The following is a 21,398-nucleotide window of genomic DNA, read 5'->3' as shown; positions in this document are numbered from 1 at the left end:
GGCTGCCGCCCTTCGACGACCCGCTTCGCACAGCGCGAGAAAATGACGGATGAATCGAACCGGCCAGTGGCCGAATTCACAGCTCTCCTACGCGGCTGCGGCGCCCGGGCCTGAAGTCCCAGACCTCGGGCCGACGGTCGTGGCCGGGGCACGCGGTGCCGGCGCGGGCCCTCCGCCCTGAGACCGCGCTCCCGCTGAGCCGAGGTGCGCGCGGCACTCCGCGAAACCGTCCTCCCGAGACGCAGAAGCCCGGATCCTAGGCTGATACGCCATCGATCCGGGCCATCGCGTCGTCCGCGCCGAAGGGTTGCAAGTACGGCAACCAGCGCGGGTCGCGATGCCCCGTCCCGATGATGCGCCAGGCGAGGCCCGTGGGCGGGGCGGGCTGCTGGTGCAGCCGCCAGCCGAGCTCCGGCAGGTGCCGGTCGGCCTTGACATGGTTGCAGCGGCGGCAGGCCGCGACCACGTTGTCCCAGGAGTGCTGGCCGCCGCGGCTGCGCGGGATGACGTGGTCGACGCTGGTGGCGGCGGCGCCGCAGTACATGCAGCGGCCTCCGTCGCGGGCGAACAACGCCCGGCGGGTCAGGGGGACGGGCCCCCGGTAAGGGACCCGTACGAACCGTTTCAGCCGGACGACACTGGGCGCCGGGACGACCCGGGTGGCACTGTGCATGAAGGCGCCGGACTCCTCGAGACAGATGGCCTTGTTTTCGAGCACGAGGACGAGAGCGCGGCGGAGCGGTACGACGCCGAGCGGCTCGTACGACGCGTTGAGAACCAGGACATGCGGCACGGTGGACGCCTCCTTGTACGCCGGCGGCGCGTGGCTCGCGCCGGGACGATCCGATCCGATTTTCTCCTCACGCCCGGTCGAAGCGCCACCACGTGCGGGTAACGGGCCGCAAGGATTCTTCACCGTCACCGGCCGCTCACCCCCGTCGAGGCCCACCGGAACGGGCTCTTCCGGGCCCGTCGCGGCAGAGACGGCCGCCTGGTGTGCGATCGGCCACACGTGCGCCCCGGCGCCCCCGTAACGCCTCCGTCCGCTCCGTCGCGACGTGTGGTGCTCATTCACTGCCCCGTTAGTGTGGTGGGCCTGTCGCACCCCATCCGGAGGTTCCGTCGTGTCCCTGTCCGCCCTGTTGACCGCAGCCCCGTCACCCGGGACCGGCAGCTCGCTCGGCGAGGCCGCCGAGCAGGCCGGGAACGCCGCGAGCTGGGTGGAGGAGAACTGGTCCACCTGGCTGAGCATCGGTCTGCGCATCGTGCTCATCGTGACGATCGCGATCGTGCTGCGGACCGCCGTCCGGCGCGCTCTCACCAAGCTCATAGACCGGATGAACCGCAGCGCACAGGCGGTGGAGGGCACTGCCCTGGGCGGGCTGCTGGTCAATGCGGAACGCCGCCGTCAGCGCTCCGAGGCGATCGGTTCCGTGCTGCGTTCGGTGGCGTCGTTCCTGATCCTCGGTACGGCCTGCCTGATGATCCTGGGCGCGTTCCAGATCGACCTCGCCCCGCTGCTGGCCTCCGCGGGTGTGGCCGGTGTGGCGATCGGTTTCGGCGCGCGCAACCTGGTCACCGACTTCCTCTCCGGAGTCTTCATGATCCTGGAGGACCAGTACGGCGTCGGCGACACGATCGACGCGGGCGTGGCCAGCGGCGAGGTCATCGAGGTCGGCCTGCGGGTCACCAAGCTGCGCGGCGACAACGGCGAGATCTGGTACGTGCGCAACGGCGAGGTGAAGCGGATCGGCAACCTCAGCCAGGGCTGGTCCACGGCCGGTGTCGACGTGATGCTGCACCCCTCGGAGGACCTCGACCGGGTCCGCACGGTGATCGACGAGGCCGCCGCCGCGATGGTCAAGGAGGACCCGTGGACCGAGCGGCTGTGGGGCCCGGTGGAGATCCTGGGCCTGAGCGATGTGCTGCTGGACTCGATGACGGTCCGGGTCTCGGCGAAGACGATGCCCGGCAAGGCGCTGGGCGTGGAACGCGAGCTGCGCTGGCGGATCAAGCGGGCCTTCGACGAGGCGGACATCCGGATCGTCGGCGGCGTCCCGGCCCAGGCGGAGGAGGATCAGGCCCCCGACCCGACGGCCGGTGTGGCCGCCCCGTCCGCGTTCGCGTCGGCGACCTCGCCGCAGTCCCTGGCCACGAACCCGATCACCCCGCCGTCGAACCTGTCGAAGTAGCCGGCTTCCCGCAAGACGCCCGAAGGGGCACCCATGGATCGACGGATTCGCGGGTGCCCCTTCGACTGGCCTGCGGCCCGCACTCGGGCTCTCCGACAGGGCCGGCCTCTGTCCCGCTCCCGGCTCCGGCTCCGGCTCCGGCTCCGGCTCCGGCCCACGGTCCCCGGGACCGCAGGCAACCGAACGGCCGCCTCCACGTAACGCTTTGGTTGCCGCAGCGATGCCGACCATTGACGACCAGGCCGCGGCGCCATACCGTCCTGTCACCGAATAGGAAAGTTTCCTAACAACTTTCCCCACAACCTTCCGACACAGGGCAGGTGGAGCTCATGGCCGGAACCACACCGGGCACCCCCCGCGTTCTGCGTGCCATGAACGACCGGGCCGCCCTCGATCTGCTGCTGGAGCACGGTCCGCTCTCCCGCACGAGGATCGGCAAGCTGACGGGGCTCTCCAAGCCCACGGCCTCGCAGCTGCTGGCGCGGCTGGAGGCGGCCGGACTGGTCGTCGCCACCGGGACCGTGGCGGGGCGGCCGGGTCCGAACGCCCAGCTCTACGCGGTGAACGCGCGGGCCGCACATGTCGCGGGGCTGGACGTGAACGCTCGGCGGATCCTCGCCGCCGTCGCCGATGTGACCGGCGAGACGGTCGGGGAGTTCGAGCTGCGCACTCCGGGCCGGCGCGCCGACTGCGTGGTGCGGCAGGTGGCGGACGCGCTGGACGGGGCGGTCAAGGACGCCGGGCTCACCCGCTCCGAGATCCAGCGGGTCGTCATCGGCACCCCGGGCGCCTTCGACCCCGGCACCGGGCGGCTGCGGTACGCCTCACACCTGCCCGGCTGGCACTCCCCCACGCTGCTGGACGAGCTGGCCGCGTTCCTGCCGATGCCGGTCGAGTACGAGAACGACGTGAACCTGGTCGCGGTGGCCGAACAACGGCTCGGCGCGGCGCGGGGGCACGAGGACTTCGTCCTGTTGTGGAACGAGGAGGGGCTCGGCGCCGCCCTCGTGATCAACGGACGGCTGCACCGCGGCTTCACCGGTGGTGCCGGTGAGGTCGGTTTCCTGCCGGTGCCGGGCGCACCGCTGGTCCGGCAGGTCGCCAAGGCGAACTCGGGCGGTTTCCAGGAGCTGGCGGGCGCGCAGGTGCTGTCCCGGCTGGCCCGGGAGCTCGGCATCGACGACGAGTCGGTCCGCGCCCCGGGCACCCATCACGAGGTGGCGTCCCGGCTGCTCGCCAGGGCTGCCGAGGTCGCGGAGGCGGGCGAGGAGGGCCCGTACACGCGGCTCCTCGACCGGTTCGCCACCGCGCTCGCGACCGGGCTCGCCTCCATGGTCGCCGTGCTGGACCCGGAACTCGTCGTGCTGTCCGGCGACGTGATCGCGGCCGGCGGGGAACCCCTGCGCGGCCGGGTGGAGTCCGAACTCGACGAACTGGCGGCCTCCCAGCCCCGGTTGATCGTCGGCGCCGTGACGCGTCGCCCCGTTCTGCGCGGCGCGCTGGAGAGCGCCCTCGTCACCACCCGCGACGAGGTCTTCGACACCTCGCGCTGAATCCGCACAGCCGCTCCGAGACCCGTTCCTCGTTCCTGAATCCGCTCCTCGCGTCCCATCCGCGTCTCGCTCCGAAGCCGTTCCCCGCCCGACCCCACTCCGTACGTCACCCCCTCTTCCGCACCTCGTACACCGGGAGTCTCCGCCATGTCCGCAGTCCGCCGGAAGTCGGCCGCCGCGCTCGCCGCGACCGCCGCGCTCACGCTGTTCGCCTCCGCCTGTACCGGCCAGAGCAACTCCGGTGCCACGGACGACGCGTCCAAGGAAACGACCATCACCTTCTGGCACGGCTGGAGCGCACGGGGCGAGGTCAAGGCGATCCAGGACACGGTCGACGCCTTCCAAAAGAAGCACCCCAACATCAAGGTGGACGTCGTCGGGAACATGACCGACGACAAGATCAACCAAGCGCTGCGGGCGGGCGGTTCGAAGGCTCCGGACGTCGTCTCGTCCTTCACCACGAACAACGTCGGGAAGTTCTGCTCCTCGAAGGCGTTCGTCGACCTGAACCCGTTCCTGAAGCGCGACGGCATCGACCCGGACAAGACGTTCCCGAAGGCGATGAACGAGTACACGCAGTTCGACGGCGTGCGCTGCACCGTTCCGCTGCTCGGTGACGCGTACGGCCTCTACTACAACAAGGACGCGTTCGAGGCCGCCGGGATCAGCGACCCGCCGAAGACCTGGTCCGAACTGTCCAAGGTCGCCAAGAGGTTGACCAAGACCAAGGGTGACTCGTACGAGCAGCTCGGGTTCATGCCGAACTACCACGGCTACGAGTCGACGACCGAGCACTACCTCGGCGGCTGGGACCCGAAGTACTTCGACGCGGACGGAAAGTCGAACATCGCCAAGGACCCGGCGTTCGCCGCGATGCTCACCACCCAGAAGAAGCTGGTCGACGACCTCGGCGGGTTCGAGAAGCTGGAGAAGTACCGCACGTCGTTCGGTGACGAGTGGGGCGCCAAGCACCCCTTCCACACCGGCCAGGTGGCCATGCAACTGGACGGCGAGTGGCGGCTGGCGATGGCCGAGGAGAGCAAGCCGGGCTTCGAGATCGGCGTGGCCCCGATGCCCGTCGCCGACGACCAGGCCGACACCTACGGCAAGGGCTACCTCACCGGCACCGTCGTGGGGATCGCCGCCACCTCGAAGAAGCAGAACGCCGCCTGGGAACTGGCCAAGTACATGACCACCGACACCGACGCGGTCGTGGACTTCGCCAACGCCATCCACAACGTGCCGTCCACGCTGGCCGCACTGAAGTCACCGAAGCTGAAGTACGATCCGCGCTTCAAGACGTTCCTGGACATCGCCGCCGACCCGAACAGCACCACCACCCCGCCCTCGGTGAACGGCGGCGCGTACCTGGTGTCTCTGCAGAACCTCGGGTACGACATCGAGAAGGGCAGGCAGGAGGACATCGCGGCGGGCCTGGAGAAGACCGCCGCCGAGATCGACGCGGCGATCGCGCAGGCGAAGTAGCGCCGCGATGAGCAAGCGAACGGACACACTCGCGCCGCCGGTGAAGCGCCGGGAGCCGACCCTCGGCGCGAAACGCGGAAGAGCGGCACTGTGGACCGCGGCCTTCATGTCGCCGTGGCTGATCGGGTTCTGCTTCTTCTTCGCCTACCCGCTGATCTCCACCCTCTACTTCTCCTTCACCTCCTACGACGGTTTCACCGCCCCCGAGTTCAGCGGGCTGAAGAACTGGCAGTTCGTCTTCGGCGACTACCCGCTGTTCTGGCCCGCTCTGCGCAACACGCTCTGGCTGGTCGTGGTGATGGTGGCCTGCCGGGTGGTGTTCGGCCTCGGCGTCGGACTGCTGATCACCAAGATCAAGACGGGGGCCGGAGTCTTCCGCACCCTGTTCTACCTGCCGTACCTGGCGCCGCCGGTCGCGGCGACGCTCGCCTTCGTCTTCCTGCTCAACCCCGGTACGGGCCCGGCCAATTCGATCCTCGGCGCGCTGGGACTGCCCACCCCGGGCTGGTTCACCGACGCCACCTGGTCCAAGCCCGCGCTGACCGCGCTCGCGGTGTGGGGGGTGGGCGACCTGATGGTGATCTTCATGGCCGCGCTGCTCGACGTGCCGAAGGAGCAGTACGAGGCGGCGGAGCTGGACGGGGCGGGCCCGCTCCAGCGGTTCCGCTTCGTCACCCTGCCGAACATCGCGCCGATCGTGATGTTCGCCGTGGTCACCGGGATCATCCAGGCGATGCAGTACTACACCCAGCCACTCGTGGCCGGGAAGGTCGCCTCGGGGGTGATCGGTGGCTCCGGGCAGTCGTTCGAACCCGGCTATCCCGACAAGTCGACACTGACGCTTCCGCAGCTCGTCTACAACCTTGGCTTCCAGCGCTTCGACTACGGCTCCGCCGCTGTGACCGCGCTCGTTCTGTTCGTCCTCGCCATGGCGTTCACCGCACTGCTGATGCGGCGCCGCGGCGGGCTGATCCAGGCAGGTGAGTGACGTGGCGCAGACGCTCGACACCCGCGAGGCGACGGCCGCGGCCCCTGCGCCGGCCCCCGCCACCCCGGCCGCACGCGTGGCGCGCCGCAAGGCGCTGCTGAACTGGATCGCCGTACACGCGCTCGGCGTCGCGGCGGCGCTCTTCTTCGTGCTGCCGTTCGTCTTCCTGGTGCTCACCTCGCTGATGAGCGACCAGCAGGCTCTGACCCGCGATCTGTGGCCGCACCCCTTCGAGTGGGGCAACTACAAGAAGGTGTTCGACACCCCGGGCTTCCTGACCTGGTGGAAGAACACCCTGCTGTACGCGGGGCTCGGCACGGTCCTGACGGTCGTCTCGTCGCTGCCCGTGGCGTACGCGCTCGCCAAGTTCCGTTTCCGCGGCCGGCGTCTGTCGCTGATGCTCGTCATCTCGATGATGATGCTGCCGCCGCAGGTCGTCGTCATCCCGATGTACCTGTTCTGGGCGAAGCAGCTCGACCTGTCCGGCACGCTCTGGCCGCTGATCATCCCGATGGCGTTCGGCGACGCGTTCTCCATCTTCCTTCTGCGGCAGTTCCTGCTGACCATCCCCGACGAGTACCTGGACGCGGCGAAGGTCGACGGCTGCGGCGAACTGCGCACCCTGCTGCGGGTCGTGCTGCCGATGGCCAAGCCGGGGATCGCGGCCGTCGCGCTCTTCCAGTTCTTCTACGCCTGGAACGACTACTTCGGCCCGCAGATCTACGCCTCCGAGAACCCGGCCGCCTGGACGCTCAGTTACGGACTGGAGTCCTTCAAGGGGGCGCACCACACCGATTGGAACCTGACCATGGCCGCGACCGTACTGGTCATGGCCCCCGTGATCCTCGTCTTCTTCTTCGCCCAGAAGGCGTTTGTCGAGGGCGTCACACTGACCGGAGTAAAGGGCTGACCATGAAGCTCGCTGTAGTGGGTGGCGGGTCCACCTACACCCCTGAACTGATCGACGGATTCGCCCGGCTGCGGGACACGCTGCCCCTCGAGGAGCTGGTGCTCGTCGACCCGGCGGCCGACCGTCTGGAACTCGTGGGCGGCCTCGCCCGGCGGATCTTCGCCAAGCAGGGCCACCCGGGACGGATCGTCACCACCGCTGATCTGGACGCGGGCGTCGCCGACGCCGACGCGGTCCTGCTCCAGTTGCGCGTCGGCGGACAGGCCGCCCGCAACCAGGACGAGACCTGGCCGCTGGAGTGCGGCTGCGTCGGCCAGGAGACCACCGGCGCGGGCGGCCTCGCCAAGGCCCTGCGCACCGTCCCGGTCGTCCTGGACATCGCGGAGCGGGTCCGCCGCACCAACCCGGACGCCTGGATCATCGACTTCACCAACCCGGTCGGCATCGTGACCCGGGCGCTGCTCCGGGCCGGGCACAAGGCCGTGGGCCTGTGCAACGTGGCGATCGGCTTCCAGCGGAAGTTCGCGCGGCTGCTCGACGTCGCGCCCGCCGATGTGCACCTCGACCACGTCGGGCTCAACCATCTCACCTGGGAGCTGGGGGTCCGCGTCGGCGGCCCGGACGGCGAGAACGTCCTGCCGAGGCTGCTCGCCGAGCACGGCGACACGATCGCGGGCGATCTGCGCATGCCCCGGGCGATCGTGGACCGGCTCGGCGTCGTCCCCTCGTACTACCTGCGGTACTTCTACGCGCACGACGAGGTCGTGCGGGAGCTCGGCACCAAGCCGTCCCGCGCGGCCGAGGTCGCCGCGATGGAGAAGGAACTCCTCGCCATGTACGGCGACCCGGCGCTGGACGAGAAGCCCGCGCTGCTCGCCAAGCGCGGCGGCGCCTTCTACTCGGAGGCGGCCGTGGACCTGGCGTCCTCGCTGCTCGGCTCGGGCGGCTCCCCGGTGCAGGTGGTCAACACGTACAACAACGGGACGCTGCCGTTCCTGCCGGACGACGCGGTGATCGAGGTGCAGGCACGGATCGACGGCACGGGGGCGACCCCGCTCCCCGTGCCGGAGCTGGACCCGCTGTACGCCGGTTTGATCGCCCATGTGACGGCGTACGAGGACCTCGCCCTGGAGGCCGCGCTTCACGGGGGCCGCGACCGGGTGTTCAAGGCGCTGCTCGCGCATCCGCTGATCGGCCAGTTCGAGTACGCCGAGGCGCTCACCGACAAGCTGATCGCGCACAACCGGGAGCACCTGGCGTGGGCGTGAACGCTTCGGTCCTCGCGAGCGACCCGGCCCTCGTGAACCCTTCGGTCCTCGCGATCGACGCCGGGAACAGCAAGACCGACGTGGCCGTGATCGGCGCCGAGGGCGTGATTCTGTCGGCCGCTCGCGGCGGTGGTTTCCAGCCGCCCGCGGTGGGCGTGGAGGCTGCCGTCGAGGCGCTCGGCGCGATCGTCGGCCGGGCCCTGGAGCTGTCCGGCGTCCCGTCCGGCGTCGTCACGCACGTGTCGGCCTGTCTCGCCAACGCCGACCTCCCGGTCGAGGAGGAGGAGTTGGCGGCGGCGCTGCGCGCCCGGGGCTGGGGCGAGTCGGTCGAGGTGCGCAACGACACCTTCGCGATCCTGCGCGCGGGGGTGGACGAGCCCCGGGGCGTGGCGGTCGTCTGCGGTGCGGGCATCAACTGTGTCGGCATGCTGCCGGACGGGCGGACCGCGCGCTTCCCCGCGATAGGCCGCATGTCCGGTGACTGGGGCGGCGGTTCCGCGCTGGCCGAGGAGGCGATGTGGTTCGCCGCGCGGGCCGAGGACGGCCGCGGCGAGCCGACCGAACTGGCCCGCGCGCTGCCCGCGCACTTCGGCCTCGACTCGATGTACGCGCTCATCGAGGCCCTGCACCTGGGCAGGATCGAGTCCGAGCGGCGCCACGAGCTGGCCCCCGTGCTCTTCGCGACGGCCGCGGCCGGGGACGCGGTGGCGGGTGCGCTGGTGGACCGGCTGGCGGAGGAGGTCGTCGCGATGGCGTCGGTGGCTCTGGGCAGGCTCGGCCTGCTGGCCGAAGAAACGCCGGTGGTGCTGGGCGGCAGCGTGCTGGCGGCCCGTCACCCCAGGCTCGACGAGCGGATCGCGGACCTCCTCGCGGTGCGGGCGCCGAAGGCGGTCGTCCGGGTGGTGACGGAGTCCCCGGTGCTGGGGGCCGCGCTGCTGGGCCTGGACCGGACGGGGGCGCCGCCCGAGGTGCACGAGAGGCTGCGCGCGCTGTACCGCCGCTGACCGACCGGGCCCCGGCTCCGGGGTCCGAGGTCTTCGGGGCCCGAGGTCCTCGGTGCCCGAGGCTCCCGGGGGCCCAAGGTTCCCGGGAGGCCAAGGTCTCCGGGAGCCCGACGTCTCCGTGGCTCGCGGTCTTCAGGGGCCCGCGAGGGTCTCCGGGGGTGTCCCGGTCCTCCTCCAGGCGCGTCCCCCGGCCTTCCGGAGAAGCGTGTCCCGTCCTTCCCCGAGGCGTCCCGCGGTGTTCGTGCCGCAGGACGCCTCTCGCGTACGGGAACCGATGAGTGCTCGCGGACGTGTTCATGAAAGGGGATCGGTTCGCTCCGGGGCCCACGCCGGTATTTCGCTCCGGGGCCCACGCCGGTATCCGATCCGGGGCCGCTTCGGAGTTCGGTTCGAGGTCCGCGCCGGAATCCGGTTTCGGGGTGCGGCCCGGTCCCGGTTCCGGGGCCCGGTCCCCGCTCGGCTTGATCGGCGGCGCGCGCCTTGATCGAATGCGGGTGGACCCGTCGTGGACCGCCGCGGGATCCTGGCGTTCCCGGTGTGGAGGCCGGTCCACGCGGCCATACTTCTGGCCGGGTACCAGCTCCCCCGACCGGTCGGGGGCCGGGCCACCGTCAGCGACCGAGGGGGAGGTCAAGTGACACACCCGCCGAATGTGCGCACCGCACCGGAGCACGCGCGGGCCCGGCCTTCCGCGCCCGCGGCCGTACCCGTGCCCCAGGCCCCGCCCGTTCGGCCGCATCCCGGTGTCTGGGCCGTCACGTCGCGTCGGCTGCGGACGGCGGCGACGACCGAGCCGGGCCGGCTCCGGATCATCGGGGCCGTGCTGGCCCTGTGCGTCGTCGCGTTCGGGGCCGTGACGACGTTCGAGATCGGCGACCGGGCGGCCGCCGCGGACGACGTGGTGCACCGCAGCCAGCCGCTGAGCGCGAGCGCGGCGGCCATCTACCGCTCGCTGGCCGATGCCGACACCGCGGCGGCCAGTGGCTTCCTGGCCGGGGCGCAGGAACCGCGCGCGGTCCGCGACCGGTACGACAAGGACGTCGAGGAGGCGTCCCGGCTGCTGGTGCGCGCCGCGGCCGGCACCGACCCGGCCTCTGAGTCCGGGCGCGAGATCACCACGCTCAACAAGGAACTCCCCCGCTACACGGGCCTGATCGAGCGGGCCCGCGCGAACAACCGCCAGGGGCTGCCACTGGGCGGCGCCTACCTCCGGTACGCGAACCAGAAGATGACAGACGTCCTGTTGCCGGCCGCCGAGCGGCTGTACGCGGCGGAGACGGACCGGCTCGGCCGGGACGCCGACGAGGCCGGTGCCTGGCCGTTCCTCTCGCTGGGGCTCGGTGGGCTGGCGGTGGCCGCGCTGTTCTGGGCGCAGCGGCGCAACTACCGCCGGACGAACCGGGTCTTCAACCACGGGCTGCTCGTCGCGACCGCCGCGTCGGCCGTGGTGCTGCTGTGGCTGGCCGTGGGACACACGGTGGCCCGCGCCGAGCTGCGAAACGCCGACACGCACGGGCAGCAGTCCCTGGACGTGCTCAACCACGCGCGGATCAACTCCTTGAAGGCACGCGCCAATGAGAACCTCACCCTGGTCGCCCGGGGAGCCGTGCTCACCCCGGACGGCAGGAACGACAAGTACGAGACCGACTACAACACGGAGATGAAGGCCCTCGACGAGCAGCTGGCGAGGGCCACGGAGCTCGCCGGCGCCGACGACCGGGGAAACGCACCGGTGAAGGCCGCGATCGACGCGGTCTCCGAGTGGCGGGACCGCCACCGGACCGCCCGCACGACCGACGACAGCGGCGACTACGACGGCGCGCTGGAGCAGATCACCGGTCCGGAGAAGTCGACGGGCGAGTCGTTCGGCCGGGTGGACGACGCGCTGGCGCAGGCGCTCGCCCATGAACAGGACCAGTTCACCACGGCCGCGAACAACGGTCTCGGGGCACTGGTCTGGCTGCCGGTCGGGGCCGCCGTGCTCGCCGCGCTGGGAGCGGTCGCCGCGATCGTCGGCGTCAACCGCAGGCTCTCGGAGTACCGGTGAGGACGGGAGTGGGAGCGAGAGGAGGAGCGGTGATCAGGAAGCGTACGGGAGCGAGGTCCGCCACCGGCAGACTGCGTGGCTGGGGCGGTGTGACGGGCATGGCCGTGGCCTGCGCGGTGACGGCCTCGCTGACGCTGCTGCCCCTCTCCCGCGCCGGTGCCGACGCGTTCGGTGGCGACGCGTTCGGTGGCGACGCGTTCGGTGGCGTCTTGGGTCCGGGTACGGAGTACGCGACGCAGACCGGGGCCGAGGACTGCGCGGACCCGGAGGCGAGCCTGCCGCCGTCCGGCGCGGACGGCCCGAGCATCGCGAGGATCAAGGCGCGCGGAAAACTGATCGCGGGCGTCGACCAGAACAGCTTCCGCTGGGGGTACCGCGACCCGGCGAACCGTCGGCTCGAAGGCTTCGACATCGATCTGGTGCGGGCCATCGCCAAGAACGTCCTGGGCGACCCGGAAGCGGTGATCTTCCGGGCCATCCCCACCAACCAGAGGGTCGCCGTCCTGGAGAACGACAAGGTCGACGTCGTCGTCCGGACGATGACGATCACCTGCGAACGGGCCCGTCAGGTCTCGTTCTCCACCGCCTACTTCCAGACCGGGCAGCAGGTCCTCGCGCCGAAGAATTCGACGATCACCGGGTACGACACGTCCCTGTCCGGCAAGCGGGTCTGCACCGCCGAGGGCTCGACCGCCTACGACGCGCTGAAGAGGCGGTCGTTCGGCGCGCTCTTCGAGGACGAGCACGACGGTGCCGCCGCGGACGAGGACCGGCTGACCGTCCCCAACCAGCTCGACTGTCTGGTGCGGCTGCAACTGGGCGAGGTGGACGCTGTGGTCACGGACAACGCGCTGGCGGCCGGGCAGGCGGCCCAGGACCCGGCGGTCGAGCTGAAGGGCGGCAAGCCGTTCACCACCGAGTACTACGGAGTGGCGACGAAGCGGGGCGCGGACGACCTGGTGGCCCGCGTCAACCAGGTGCTGGTCGGCTACCGCAGCGGTGGCGCGAACAGCCCCTGGATGCTGTCGTACCGCAAGTGGCTGGAGGCCGGTCTGCCGGGCCTGACGGCGCCACCGGCACCCAAGTACCGGAGTCGCTAGTGCCGGGCGGGGCACTGGTGTTGTGAGAGGGGCACTGGTGCCGTGAGGGCCGTGGGAGGCATTGTTTGCCCGGAAGGACATCGGTGGTGCCCGGAAGGACATCGGTGGCGGGGACATCGGTGGCGGAGCGGCCGGTGGGCGCCGCAACGGCAGCAGTGACAGCAACGGCAGCAGTGACAGTACAAGGGCAGACGAGGCAGTGGCAGGCGAGGCAGTGGCACTGATCCCGGCGGGTCCGTCCCGGCGGGAGGAGCTGAGAGGTGATCGATGAGCGTCGCGGGCCCCTTCCCCGGCTACGCGGAACGGCCCCCCGGCCCGGTCATGGACCGGGAGGAGGCGGACCGTGTGCTGGACCGGCTGGGCGCGGAGCACGAAGCGATCGAGACCTCGCTGCTCGCCCTCCAGGACCACGCGGGCCGTCGGCTCCTGGAGGGCGCCGACCTGACCGGCATCACCAAGGAGCGGTGGGCCGCCACCGAGCGGTCGATCGCGCTGCTGTGGGGATACTTCGACGCGTACGCGGGCACGCTGGCCAGGGCCCGCGCGGTGCGGTCCCGTCGCCGCAACCCCAACCGCGACGATCTCGTGACCCTCACCGACCTGCTGCGTGGCCGGAGCGTCACCGTGGCGCACGCCGCCGGACCCACCGATCCGTCGGCCGGCCGGCCGGCCAGGCTCTCCGAGCGGTTCACGCTGGAGGAGCTGGTCGCCCGGATGAACGATCTGTACGCCCGCTCGCTTGACGTGGTCGTCGCCTCCGACTCCGTGTGGTCCGCGCTGCCCGCCCGGATCGACCTGCTCTCCGCCGAACTGCACCGCACCCGTTCGCTGGCGCGGTCGGTGGGTGTCCGGCCCGGTGAGCATCCGGCGGGCGACGACCTGGAGGCGGTCACGCAGGAACTGGCCACGCTGCGGGGCCAGGTGATCTCCGATCCGCTCGCCTTCTGGCTGTCGGGGCCGGGCAGTGCCGCGCCCGGCGGCGGACGCCCCGACACGACGCGCTACGACCGTGCGGCCCGCGCCCTGGAGGACGTGCGCCGCGAGATCGAGGCGGTCCTCGCCGTCCGGCAGGACGCCGAGCAGCGGCTGGTCCGGCTGCGCGACGTCCTCTCGCGCGCGGACCGGACCCTGACCGAGGCCAGGGCGGCGCGCGGTGAGGTATTGGCGAAGATCGCCGCCTCCGAGGTGCCCGCCGTGAGCGGCCCGGCGACCGCGCTCCAGGAGCGGCTGGTGGCTGCTTCGGAGTACCGCAGGCACGCCCAGTGGCACCGGCTCTCGCCGCTCCTGGAGTCGCTGGAACGGGAGGCCGAGGAGGAGCTGCTGCGCGCCCGCGAGTCGTTGACCGCCGTCACCGCGCCGCTGGCCGTACGGGCAGAACTGCGCGGCAGACTGGACGCGTACCGGGCGAAGGTGGCCCGGCACGGCCTGGCCGAGGACCTGATGCTGATCGAGCGGTACGACGTGGCGCGCCGGATGCTGTGGAGCGCGCCGTGCGATCTGCGGGTCGCCGCCCAGGCGGTGCGGCGCTACCAGGAGACAGCCACCGAACTGCTCTCCCAGGGCCGGGCCCCGGAACCGGAGGACGGGCGGTGAGCGCGGGCAGGTGCGGGGCAAGACGGCCGCCGCGGCGGTGGTACGGACAGGGGGACGGAAGATGAGTACGCAGTGCCAGCGCCCCACGTGCGAGGGCGGTTACGAGGACGTGGGCGGCGGTGAGCTGTACTGCGACACCTGCGGCCTGGCCCCGGTCGTCTCCCCGACGGGCATGGTCGGTTCACCGCCCACCGGGCTCGCGGGCGGCGGCGCGAACGCCCCCGGCAGCCGGGGAAGCCACGGAAGCCGGGGCGGCAGCGGCGGCTCGCGGGCGTCGGCGTCGCATGCCTCCTCGCGGTCCTCGTCCCGTTCGTCGACGTCCCGGCGGTCCGTCTCGGGCCGGCTCTCGCGTTCACTGTCCTGGACGGCCGCCTCCCCTTCCGTGTCGGTGCGTTCCTCCGGTTCGTCCTCGGGCGTGTCCGGCCGGGACAGGCTGGGCGTGGGTCTGGTGCAGGTACCGGACGTGCCACGGCCCGACCCGCGGTCGGAGGTGATGGCCCACCCGGAGGTTCCGGAACGGAAGCGCTTCTGTTCGCGTTCCGACTGCGGCGCGCCGGTGGGCCGGTCCCGCGGCGAACGGCCGGGCCGTACGGAGGGGTTCTGCACCACGTGCGGGCACCCGTACTCCTTCGTGCCCAAGCTGGCCGCGGGCGACGTCGTGCACGGCCAGTACGAGGTGGCGGGCTGCCTGGCCCACGGCGGGCTCGGCTGGGTCTACCTCGCGGTGGACCGCGCCGTGTCGGACCGCTGGGTCGTCCTCAAGGGCCTGCTCGACACCGGTGACCAGGACGCCATGGCCGCCGCCATCTCGGAGCGCCGGTTCCTCGCCGAGATCGAGCACGCCAACATCGTCCGGATCTACAACTTCGTCGAGCACCTCGACCAGCGCACCGGCTCGCTCGACGGCTACATAGTGATGGAGTACGTCGGCGGCAAGGCCCTCAAGGAGATCGCGAACGAGCGGCGCACCCCGGCCGGGAGGCGCGATCCGCTGCCGGTCGAGCAGGCGTGCGCGTACGGCATCGAGGCGCTGGAGGCGCTCGGGCATCTGCACAGCCGCAACCTGCTGTACTGCGACTTCAAGGTCGACAACGCCATCCAGACCGAGGGTCGGCTGAAGCTGATCGACATGGGCGCGGTGCGCCGGATGGACGACGCCGAGTCGGCCATCTACGGCACGGTCGGCTACCAGGCACCGGAGGTCGCCGAGGTCGGCCCGTCGGTCGCCTCCGACCTGTACACGGTCGCGCGGACGCTCGCGGTGCTCACCTTCGACTTCCAGGGCTACACGAACGTCTTCGTGGACTCGCTGCCCGACCCGGACAACATCGAGGTGTTCCGGACCTACGAGTCGTTCTACCGGCTGCTGGTACGGGCCACCGACCCGGACCCGGGGCGGCGGTTCGCCTCGGCGGCGGAGATGGCGGAGCAGCTGACCGGGGTGCTTCGCGAGGTGGTGGCGCTGCAGACGGGACGGCCGCGACCGGCGCTGTCGACGCTGTTCGGTGCGGAAGTACGGGTCACGGACACGCGGTTGTTCACGAAGCCGACGGGCGAGGTGTCCCGGCTGGGGGTCCGGGACGCCGAACCGGCGCCGTCCGGGATCTTCGGGAGGCGCCGCCGGAATCGTGGGGGTACGGGTACGGGTACGGCGGGCGCACCGGCGGTGGCGGGTGCTTCGGGTGCCGCCCTCCCCGGGCCCCGGGTCCCGGCAGCCGTTCCGGGAACGCCGTCGGTGCCATCGGCATCGTCGCTGCCGTCGGCGTCGGTGCCGTACGTCCCGCACGCCCCCCGGCCCGCCGGGCTCGACGTACGGGCCGCCTCGCTCGCGCTGCCCGTACCGCGGGTCGACGCGGGCGACCCCAACGCCGGCTTCCTCGCCGGGCTGATGGCCACCGCCCCGGCCGACCTGATCGCCGCGCTGGGCAACGTACCGGCGCCTTCGCTGGAGACCCGGCTGCGTGAACTGCGCGCCCGCCTGGAGACGGGCGAACCCGACGCCGCCGGACGAACCCTGGCCGAGCTGGAGCGCGGGCACCCGGACGACTGGCGGGTCGTCTGGTATCGCGGTGTCACCTCGCTGGTGACCGGTGCCTACGAGAACGCGGCATTGTCCTTCGACGCGGTGTACGACGCGTTCCCTGGTGAACCGGCGCCGAAGCTGGCGCTGGGGATCTGCGCGGAGGTGCTGGGGCAACTGGACAACGCCGCCGAGTACTACCACCTGGTGTGGACGACCGATCCGGGCTTCGTCAGCGCGGCGTTCGGCCTGGCCCGGGTGCGGCTGGCGGTGGCGGACCGGGCCGGGGCGGTGGCGGCGCTGGAGTCCGTGCCCGAGGCGTCGATCCACTTCACGGCGGCCAGGGTCGCCGCGGTGCGGGCACGCCTGCGCGAACGGGCCGCGGACGAACCGCTGTTCGCCGACCTCCGGGCCGCCGCCGACCAGGTCTCGGCACTGGCGGGATTCGGCCTGGACCCGGTGCGCCGCGAGGAGTTGTCGACGGAGGTGCTGGGGACAGCGCTCGACTGGGTGCTCTCCGGCCGCCCCGCGGCCGGTGGCCCGCCGCCGTGGCCGAACGGATCCGGTGGACCTGGTGGACCCGCCGGATCCACCGGACCCAGCGGGCCCAGCGGCCCGAACGGGCTGGGGACGCTGCTCGGCAGTGAGTTGGACGAGCGCGGCCTGCGGTTCGGGCTGGAGCGCTCGTACCGGATGCTCGCCCGGCTCGCCGAGCCCGGCGACGAGAGGATCGAACTGGTGGAGCGGGCCAACCGTTTCCGCCCCCGGACGTGGGTGTGAGGATGTCGCAGAAGCCCCAGGAGACGGCCCTGCCGAAGTGCCCGGGCTGTGAGGAACCGGCCGAGCCCGACGACCGGTTCTGCGGTGCGTGCGGATACGACCTGTCGGCCGTGCCCGCGCCACCGTGTGATCGCCCGACGGTCGCCCTGACCGTGCCGGCGGTGGCGGACCGGCCCGAGGGGGCGGGCGGGCCGGAGGACTTCGAACTGGCCGCGCCGGCCGCCGCGGACACCTCCGCGACCGCGCCCGGAACCGCAGGACCTCCCGAAAGCGCCGGGTCTTCCGGAGCCACGGGTGCCTCCAGAACCGCAGAACCTTCCGGAATCACGCCCCCGCCCGGCACCACGGGTGCTTCCGGCACCCCGGCCGCCTCCGGGCCCACGGCTGCCTCCGGCACCCCGGCCAACGAGGCACCCGCACCGGCCGCCAAGGCACCCGCCCCCTCCCCCGTGGCACCCGTGCCCGACCCGCGTACCCGTACCGACGGGCCGTTCGCGACACCGCCGGCCGGGACCAAGCTGTGCGTGGCGTGCCGCGCCGGACGGGTCGACACGGACGGCTACTGCGAGAACTGCGGTCACGCCCAGCCGCGCGAGCGCGACCACGTGGAGCAGGAGCTCGGTTCGGTGGCCGCCGTCAGCGACCGGGGGCTGCGCCATCACCGCAACGAGGACTCGTTCGCCGTCTCGACCACCGCCCTGCCCGACGGTTCACCGGCCGTCGTCGCGATCGTGTGCGACGGCGTCTCCTCGGCGAGCCGCCCCGACGAGGCGTCGGCCGCCGCCGCGAACGCCGCCAACGAGGCACTCCTGGAGTCGCTGCCGCGCGGCACCCACCCGCAGCAGGCGATGCACGACGCGATCGTCGCGGCCTCGAAGTCGGTCGACTCCCTGGCCGGGGAGGCCGGCCGGGCGACGGAGCACGATCCGGGGCGGCACCAGAACGCCCCGGCGTGCACCCTGGTCGGCGCGGTCACCGCGGGCGGTCTGCTGGTGGTCGGCTGGGTCGGCGACAGCCGCGTCTACTGGGTGCCGGACGACCGTTCCGCCCCGCCCGCCCGGCTCACCGAGGACGACTCGTGGGCCGCGCAGATGGTGGCGGCGGGCCTGATGAACGAGGCCGATGCGTACGCGGACGCCCGCGCCCATGCGATCACGGGCTGGCTCGGCGCCGACGCGTACGAACTGGAGCCGCACACCGCGTCGTTCAAACCGGACCGGCCGGGTCTCGTGGTGGTGTGCACGGACGGCCTGTGGAACTACGCGGAGTCGGCCGCGGAGATGGCCGCGGCAGTACCGGCCGACGCGCGGTCGCGACCGCTGCACGGCGCGCGGGCACTGGTGGGGCACGCACTCGACGGCGGGGGCCACGACAACGTAACAGTGGCGCTGTTGCCGTTCGCGGTGACGCCGCGGGGGGCAGGATCGGGCTGCGAAACCCCGTGAACGCCGTTGCGTAACGCTTGGTTCCGGTTCGCTTCCGGTTCGTCTCCGGTGCGTTCTGGATTCTGCGCGCTTTCCTCCTGATTCCGCCCTGATCACCCGGTTTCATCCAGAGTTCGTCCGTGTCCGTTCCGCGCCGCTTCCCTGTCTCATCCCTCTCGCAGCTGTCCTCATCCGACGCCTGGAGTTCCCGAGGAGCCGATCAGATGGCCAACTTCGCCAAGTCGAACGTGCCGCAGTTCTCCGTCGAGGTGTACCAGAACGAATTTCTCCCGGCCGGCGGCCGCGAGGTCAACGCGATCGTCACGGTCACCTCGACCGGAGGCGGCACCACCGGCGGCGTTCCGCTGTCCGGTGCGGCTTCCACGGCCGTGCCCGGATCCGGCCGGGCGGCGGGCGCCGGCGTGGTGATCATGGTCGACTGCTCCGGTTCCATGGACTATCCGCCGACGAAGATGCGCAACGCCCGCGACGCGACGGCCGCGGCGATCGACACCCTGCGCGACGGCACCTCGTTCGCGGTGGTCAGTGGCACCCATGTCGCCCACGAGGTCTACCCGGGCGACGGAAGGCTCGCGGTGGCCGACGCGCGGACCAGGGCCCGGGCGAAGGAGGCGCTGCGTTCGCTCGCCGCCGGTGGCGGTACGGCGATCGGCACCTGGCTGCGGCTGGCCGACCGGCTGCTCGGCGCGGCCGATGTCGGGATCCGGCACGGCATCCTGCTGACGGACGGCCGCAACGAGCACGAGGCCCCGGGGGATCTGCGGGCCGCTCTCGAATCGTGCGCGGGCCGTTTCACCTGTGACGCACGGGGTGTCGGTACCGACTGGGAGGTGAAGGAGGTCACGGGCATCGCCTCCGCCCTGCTGGGTACGGCCGACATCGTCGCCGACCCGGCGGGTCTGTCCGCGGACTTCCGGCGGATGATGGAGAACGCGATGGGCAAGGAGGTCGCGGACGTCGCGCTGCGGCTCTGGACGCCCGTCGGGGCCCAGATCATGTTCGTGAAGCAGGTCGCGCCGACGGTCGTCGACCTGACCGGGCGCCGCACCGAGGCGGGCCCCCGGGCCGGGGACTACCCGACGGGTTCGTGGGGCGACGAGTCGCGCGACTACCACGTGTGCGTACGGGTGCCGGAGGCCGGGATCGGCCAGGAGATGCTGGCCTCCCGGGTCTCGCTGGTCCTCCCCGACCCGGCGGGCGGGGCGCCGCGGACGCTCTCCCAGGGGTTGGTGCGGGCGGTGTGGACCGACGACATGGCGGCGTCCACCTCGATCAATCCGCAGGTCGCGCACTACACGGGCCAGGCGGAGCTGGCACAGGTCATCCAGCAGGGGCTGGACGCCCGCAGATCGGGAGACTTCGACAGCGCGACCGCGAAACTGGGCCGTGCGGTACAGCTGGCGTCGGCGTCCGGGAACGAGGACACCGCGAAACTGCTTTCGAAGGTGGTGGATGTCGTCGATGCGGCGACCGGTACTGTGCGACTGAAGGCGAAGGTCGCGGAGGCCGACTCGATGACGCTCGAAACGCGCTCCACCAAGACCGTCCGCGTCAAGAAATAACCACACGAACAACCGGACACCGACGTCCCGCACACTGGAACACTCGAACACCGAAACACCCGCACGACGCCCGGCCGCGCGGACGCAGGGCCGCACGGGGCACAATCGCACAGCCGTACTGTCGGGCCGCCCGGCCGGAGCGAAGTGATCCGTCGGGTGGCGAAGAGCACGAGGAATGACGGCCCCGCGGGGCCGGACGACGAAAGGGGGAAGCGCCGACATGCCGACCTGCCCGAACGGACACCAGTCGGGTTCCGAGGACTGGTGCGAGGTCTGTGGCCATCGCATGACCGGCGCGGGCGCTCCCGCGGGTTCGGTCCCTCCGCCACCTCCCCCACCGCCCGCTCCCGGCTACGGCGGGCCCCAGGGACCGCCCGGCGCCCAGACCCAGCAGGCCGAACTGTGCCCGCAGTGCCGCACGCCCCGCGAGGCGATGGCGCCGTTCTGCGAGGAGTGCCGCTGGAACTACCTGACGAACACGGCGACGTCCTACACGCCGCTGGCCCCGCGCCCCAGCGTCCCCACCGCCCCTCCGCCCGGCCTGAACCTGCCGCCGGGCTTCCAGGCGCAGCAGCCGTCGGGGCCCCAGCGGATGCCCGATCCGTTCGAGTACCAGGGCTCACGGCCCTCGCAGGTGAACCGCCCGGCCGAGCCTCTCTCCCCCGAGCAGGCGAGCCGCCCCGAGCCCCCGGCCCCCGGCCCGGCAGCCGTGCCCGGCCCGGGTCCGCAGGCACCACGGTCTCCGCAGCCGCCCCAGGCAGCGCAGCCTGTGCACCCCTTCCAGCAGCAGGGGCCGCCTGCGCCGTCGCCGTTCCAGCAGCAGCCGGCGCCGCCCTCGTTCGAGCGCCCCGGTCCGCCCGCGCCCTCGGTGCCCCAGGCGCCCGCGCCGCAGCCGCCCCGGCCCTCGCAGCCGAAGCCGCCTCAGTCCGCCGACGACGACTGGATGCTGTCGCCGCCGTCCCGGCCGCAGGAACCGCAGCCGTCGGTCCCGGCGCAGCAGCCGCCGTCGCCGGGCGGGAACCAGAACCAGCCGCCCGCGAGCTGGACGGTCGTCATCGCCCCGGACCGTGAGTACTTCCTGGCGATGATGCAGCGCAGCGGCCCGGAGGCGACCGGTCTCAACCTGCCGGCGTACTCCCCGGAACAGCGGGTCGCGCTGACCGGCAACCAGGTCACCGTCGGCCGTCGCAGGCACAGCACCGGCGAGTCCCCCGACATCGACCTGTCCGTGCCTCCGGAGGACCCGGGCGTCTCGCACCAGCACGCGGTGCTGGTGCGGCAGCCCGGCGGCGGCTGGGCCGTGGTGGACCAGAACTCCACGAACGGCACCACGCTCAACGGCGCCGAGGACCCGGTCCAGCCCTATGTTCCCGTCCCGCTCAAGGACGGCGACCGCGTGCATGTCGGGGCATGGACGACGATCACCATCCACCGGGACTGACGGGCCGAGG

15 protein-coding genes are annotated in these 21,398 nt (G+C 72.0%); 14 read left to right on the top strand and 1 reads right to left on the bottom strand.

From position 1 onward, the window contains the following. Positions 1-256: 256 nt before the first annotated feature. Complete coding sequence (locus tag ACGF2V_RS02455) at positions 257-793, bottom strand: HNH endonuclease (RefSeq protein ID WP_351518123.1); 537 nt, start codon at positions 791-793, stop codon at positions 257-259. A 331-nt stretch (positions 794-1,124) separates the two neighbouring features. Here ACGF2V_RS02455 and ACGF2V_RS02450 point away from each other — a divergent pair, with 331 nt between their 5' ends. The 14 genes from ACGF2V_RS02450 (at position 1,125) to ACGF2V_RS02385 (ending at position 21,388) form a co-directional block, all read left to right on the top strand. Further along, the gene (locus tag ACGF2V_RS02450) at positions 1,125-2,192 is read left to right on the top strand and encodes a mechanosensitive ion channel family protein (RefSeq protein WP_362704205.1); all 1,068 of its coding nucleotides are present in this window, start codon (positions 1,125-1,127) and stop codon (positions 2,190-2,192) included. Positions 2,193-2,521: 329 nt separating this feature from the next. Further along, positions 2,522-3,745 carry an ROK family transcriptional regulator gene (locus tag ACGF2V_RS02445; RefSeq protein WP_362704202.1) on the top strand — a complete coding sequence of 408 codons (1,224 nt, stop codon included), beginning with the start codon at positions 2,522-2,524 and terminating at the stop codon, positions 3,743-3,745. Positions 3,746-3,892: 147 nt separating this feature from the next. Further along, a complete protein-coding gene (locus ACGF2V_RS02440) occupies positions 3,893-5,230 on the top strand; it encodes an ABC transporter substrate-binding protein (protein ID WP_362704200.1) in 1,338 nt (445 codons plus the stop codon). A gap of 106 nt (positions 5,231-5,336) precedes the next feature. Beyond that, on the top strand, positions 5,337-6,218 hold the full coding sequence (locus ACGF2V_RS02435; RefSeq protein WP_362704485.1) for a sugar ABC transporter permease: 882 nt from the start codon (positions 5,337-5,339) through the stop codon (positions 6,216-6,218). A 1-nt stretch (position 6,219) separates the two neighbouring features. Further along, entirely contained in the window at positions 6,220-7,128 is a 909-nt protein-coding gene (locus tag ACGF2V_RS02430; RefSeq protein WP_362704198.1) for a carbohydrate ABC transporter permease, read from the top strand. A gap of 2 nt (positions 7,129-7,130) precedes the next feature. Continuing rightward, entirely contained in the window at positions 7,131-8,396 is a 1,266-nt protein-coding gene (locus ACGF2V_RS02425; RefSeq protein WP_362622648.1) for a 6-phospho-beta-glucosidase, read from the top strand. Then, on the top strand, positions 8,387-9,400 hold the full coding sequence (locus tag ACGF2V_RS02420; protein ID WP_389047754.1) for an N-acetylglucosamine kinase: 1,014 nt from the start codon (positions 8,387-8,389) through the stop codon (positions 9,398-9,400). The genes ACGF2V_RS02425 and ACGF2V_RS02420 overlap by 10 nt, the downstream gene beginning before the upstream one ends. Before the next feature lie 634 nt (positions 9,401-10,034). After that, positions 10,035-11,447 carry a hypothetical protein gene (locus ACGF2V_RS02415; protein WP_392910475.1) on the top strand — a complete coding sequence of 471 codons (1,413 nt, stop codon included), beginning with the start codon at positions 10,035-10,037 and terminating at the stop codon, positions 11,445-11,447. 98 nt (positions 11,448-11,545) lie between these two features. Then, positions 11,546-12,547 (top strand): glutamate ABC transporter substrate-binding protein, encoded by a 1,002-nt coding sequence (locus ACGF2V_RS02410; RefSeq protein ID WP_362704478.1) that lies wholly within the window; start codon positions 11,546-11,548, stop codon positions 12,545-12,547. Between the two features lie 267 nt (positions 12,548-12,814). Beyond that, complete coding sequence (locus tag ACGF2V_RS02405) at positions 12,815-14,140, top strand: hypothetical protein (protein ID WP_362704195.1); 1,326 nt, start codon at positions 12,815-12,817, stop codon at positions 14,138-14,140. A 61-nt stretch (positions 14,141-14,201) separates the two neighbouring features. Further along, positions 14,202-16,940 (top strand): tetratricopeptide repeat protein, encoded by a 2,739-nt coding sequence (locus tag ACGF2V_RS02400; protein WP_362704193.1) that lies wholly within the window; start codon positions 14,202-14,204, stop codon positions 16,938-16,940. Between the two features lie 2 nt (positions 16,941-16,942). Then, complete coding sequence (locus ACGF2V_RS02395; RefSeq protein ID WP_362704190.1) at positions 16,943-18,385, top strand: PP2C family serine/threonine-protein phosphatase; 1,443 nt, start codon at positions 16,943-16,945, stop codon at positions 18,383-18,385. A gap of 203 nt (positions 18,386-18,588) precedes the next feature. Continuing rightward, positions 18,589-19,947, top strand: coding sequence for a VWA domain-containing protein (locus tag ACGF2V_RS02390; protein WP_362704188.1), 1,359 nt, complete (start codon positions 18,589-18,591; stop codon positions 19,945-19,947). A gap of 220 nt (positions 19,948-20,167) precedes the next feature. Continuing rightward, positions 20,168-21,388, top strand: coding sequence for an FHA domain-containing protein (locus tag ACGF2V_RS02385; protein ID WP_362704185.1), 1,221 nt, complete (start codon positions 20,168-20,170; stop codon positions 21,386-21,388). Positions 21,389-21,398: the final 10 nt, after the last annotated feature.

This window comes from Streptomyces sp. NPDC047982 (assembly GCF_043204165.1).
Taxonomy (GTDB): Bacteria; Actinomycetota; Actinomycetes; order Streptomycetales; family Streptomycetaceae; genus Streptomyces.
The sequence above is the reverse complement of the archived record's forward strand: the minus strand, read 5'-3'. Positions and strand labels throughout refer to the sequence as shown.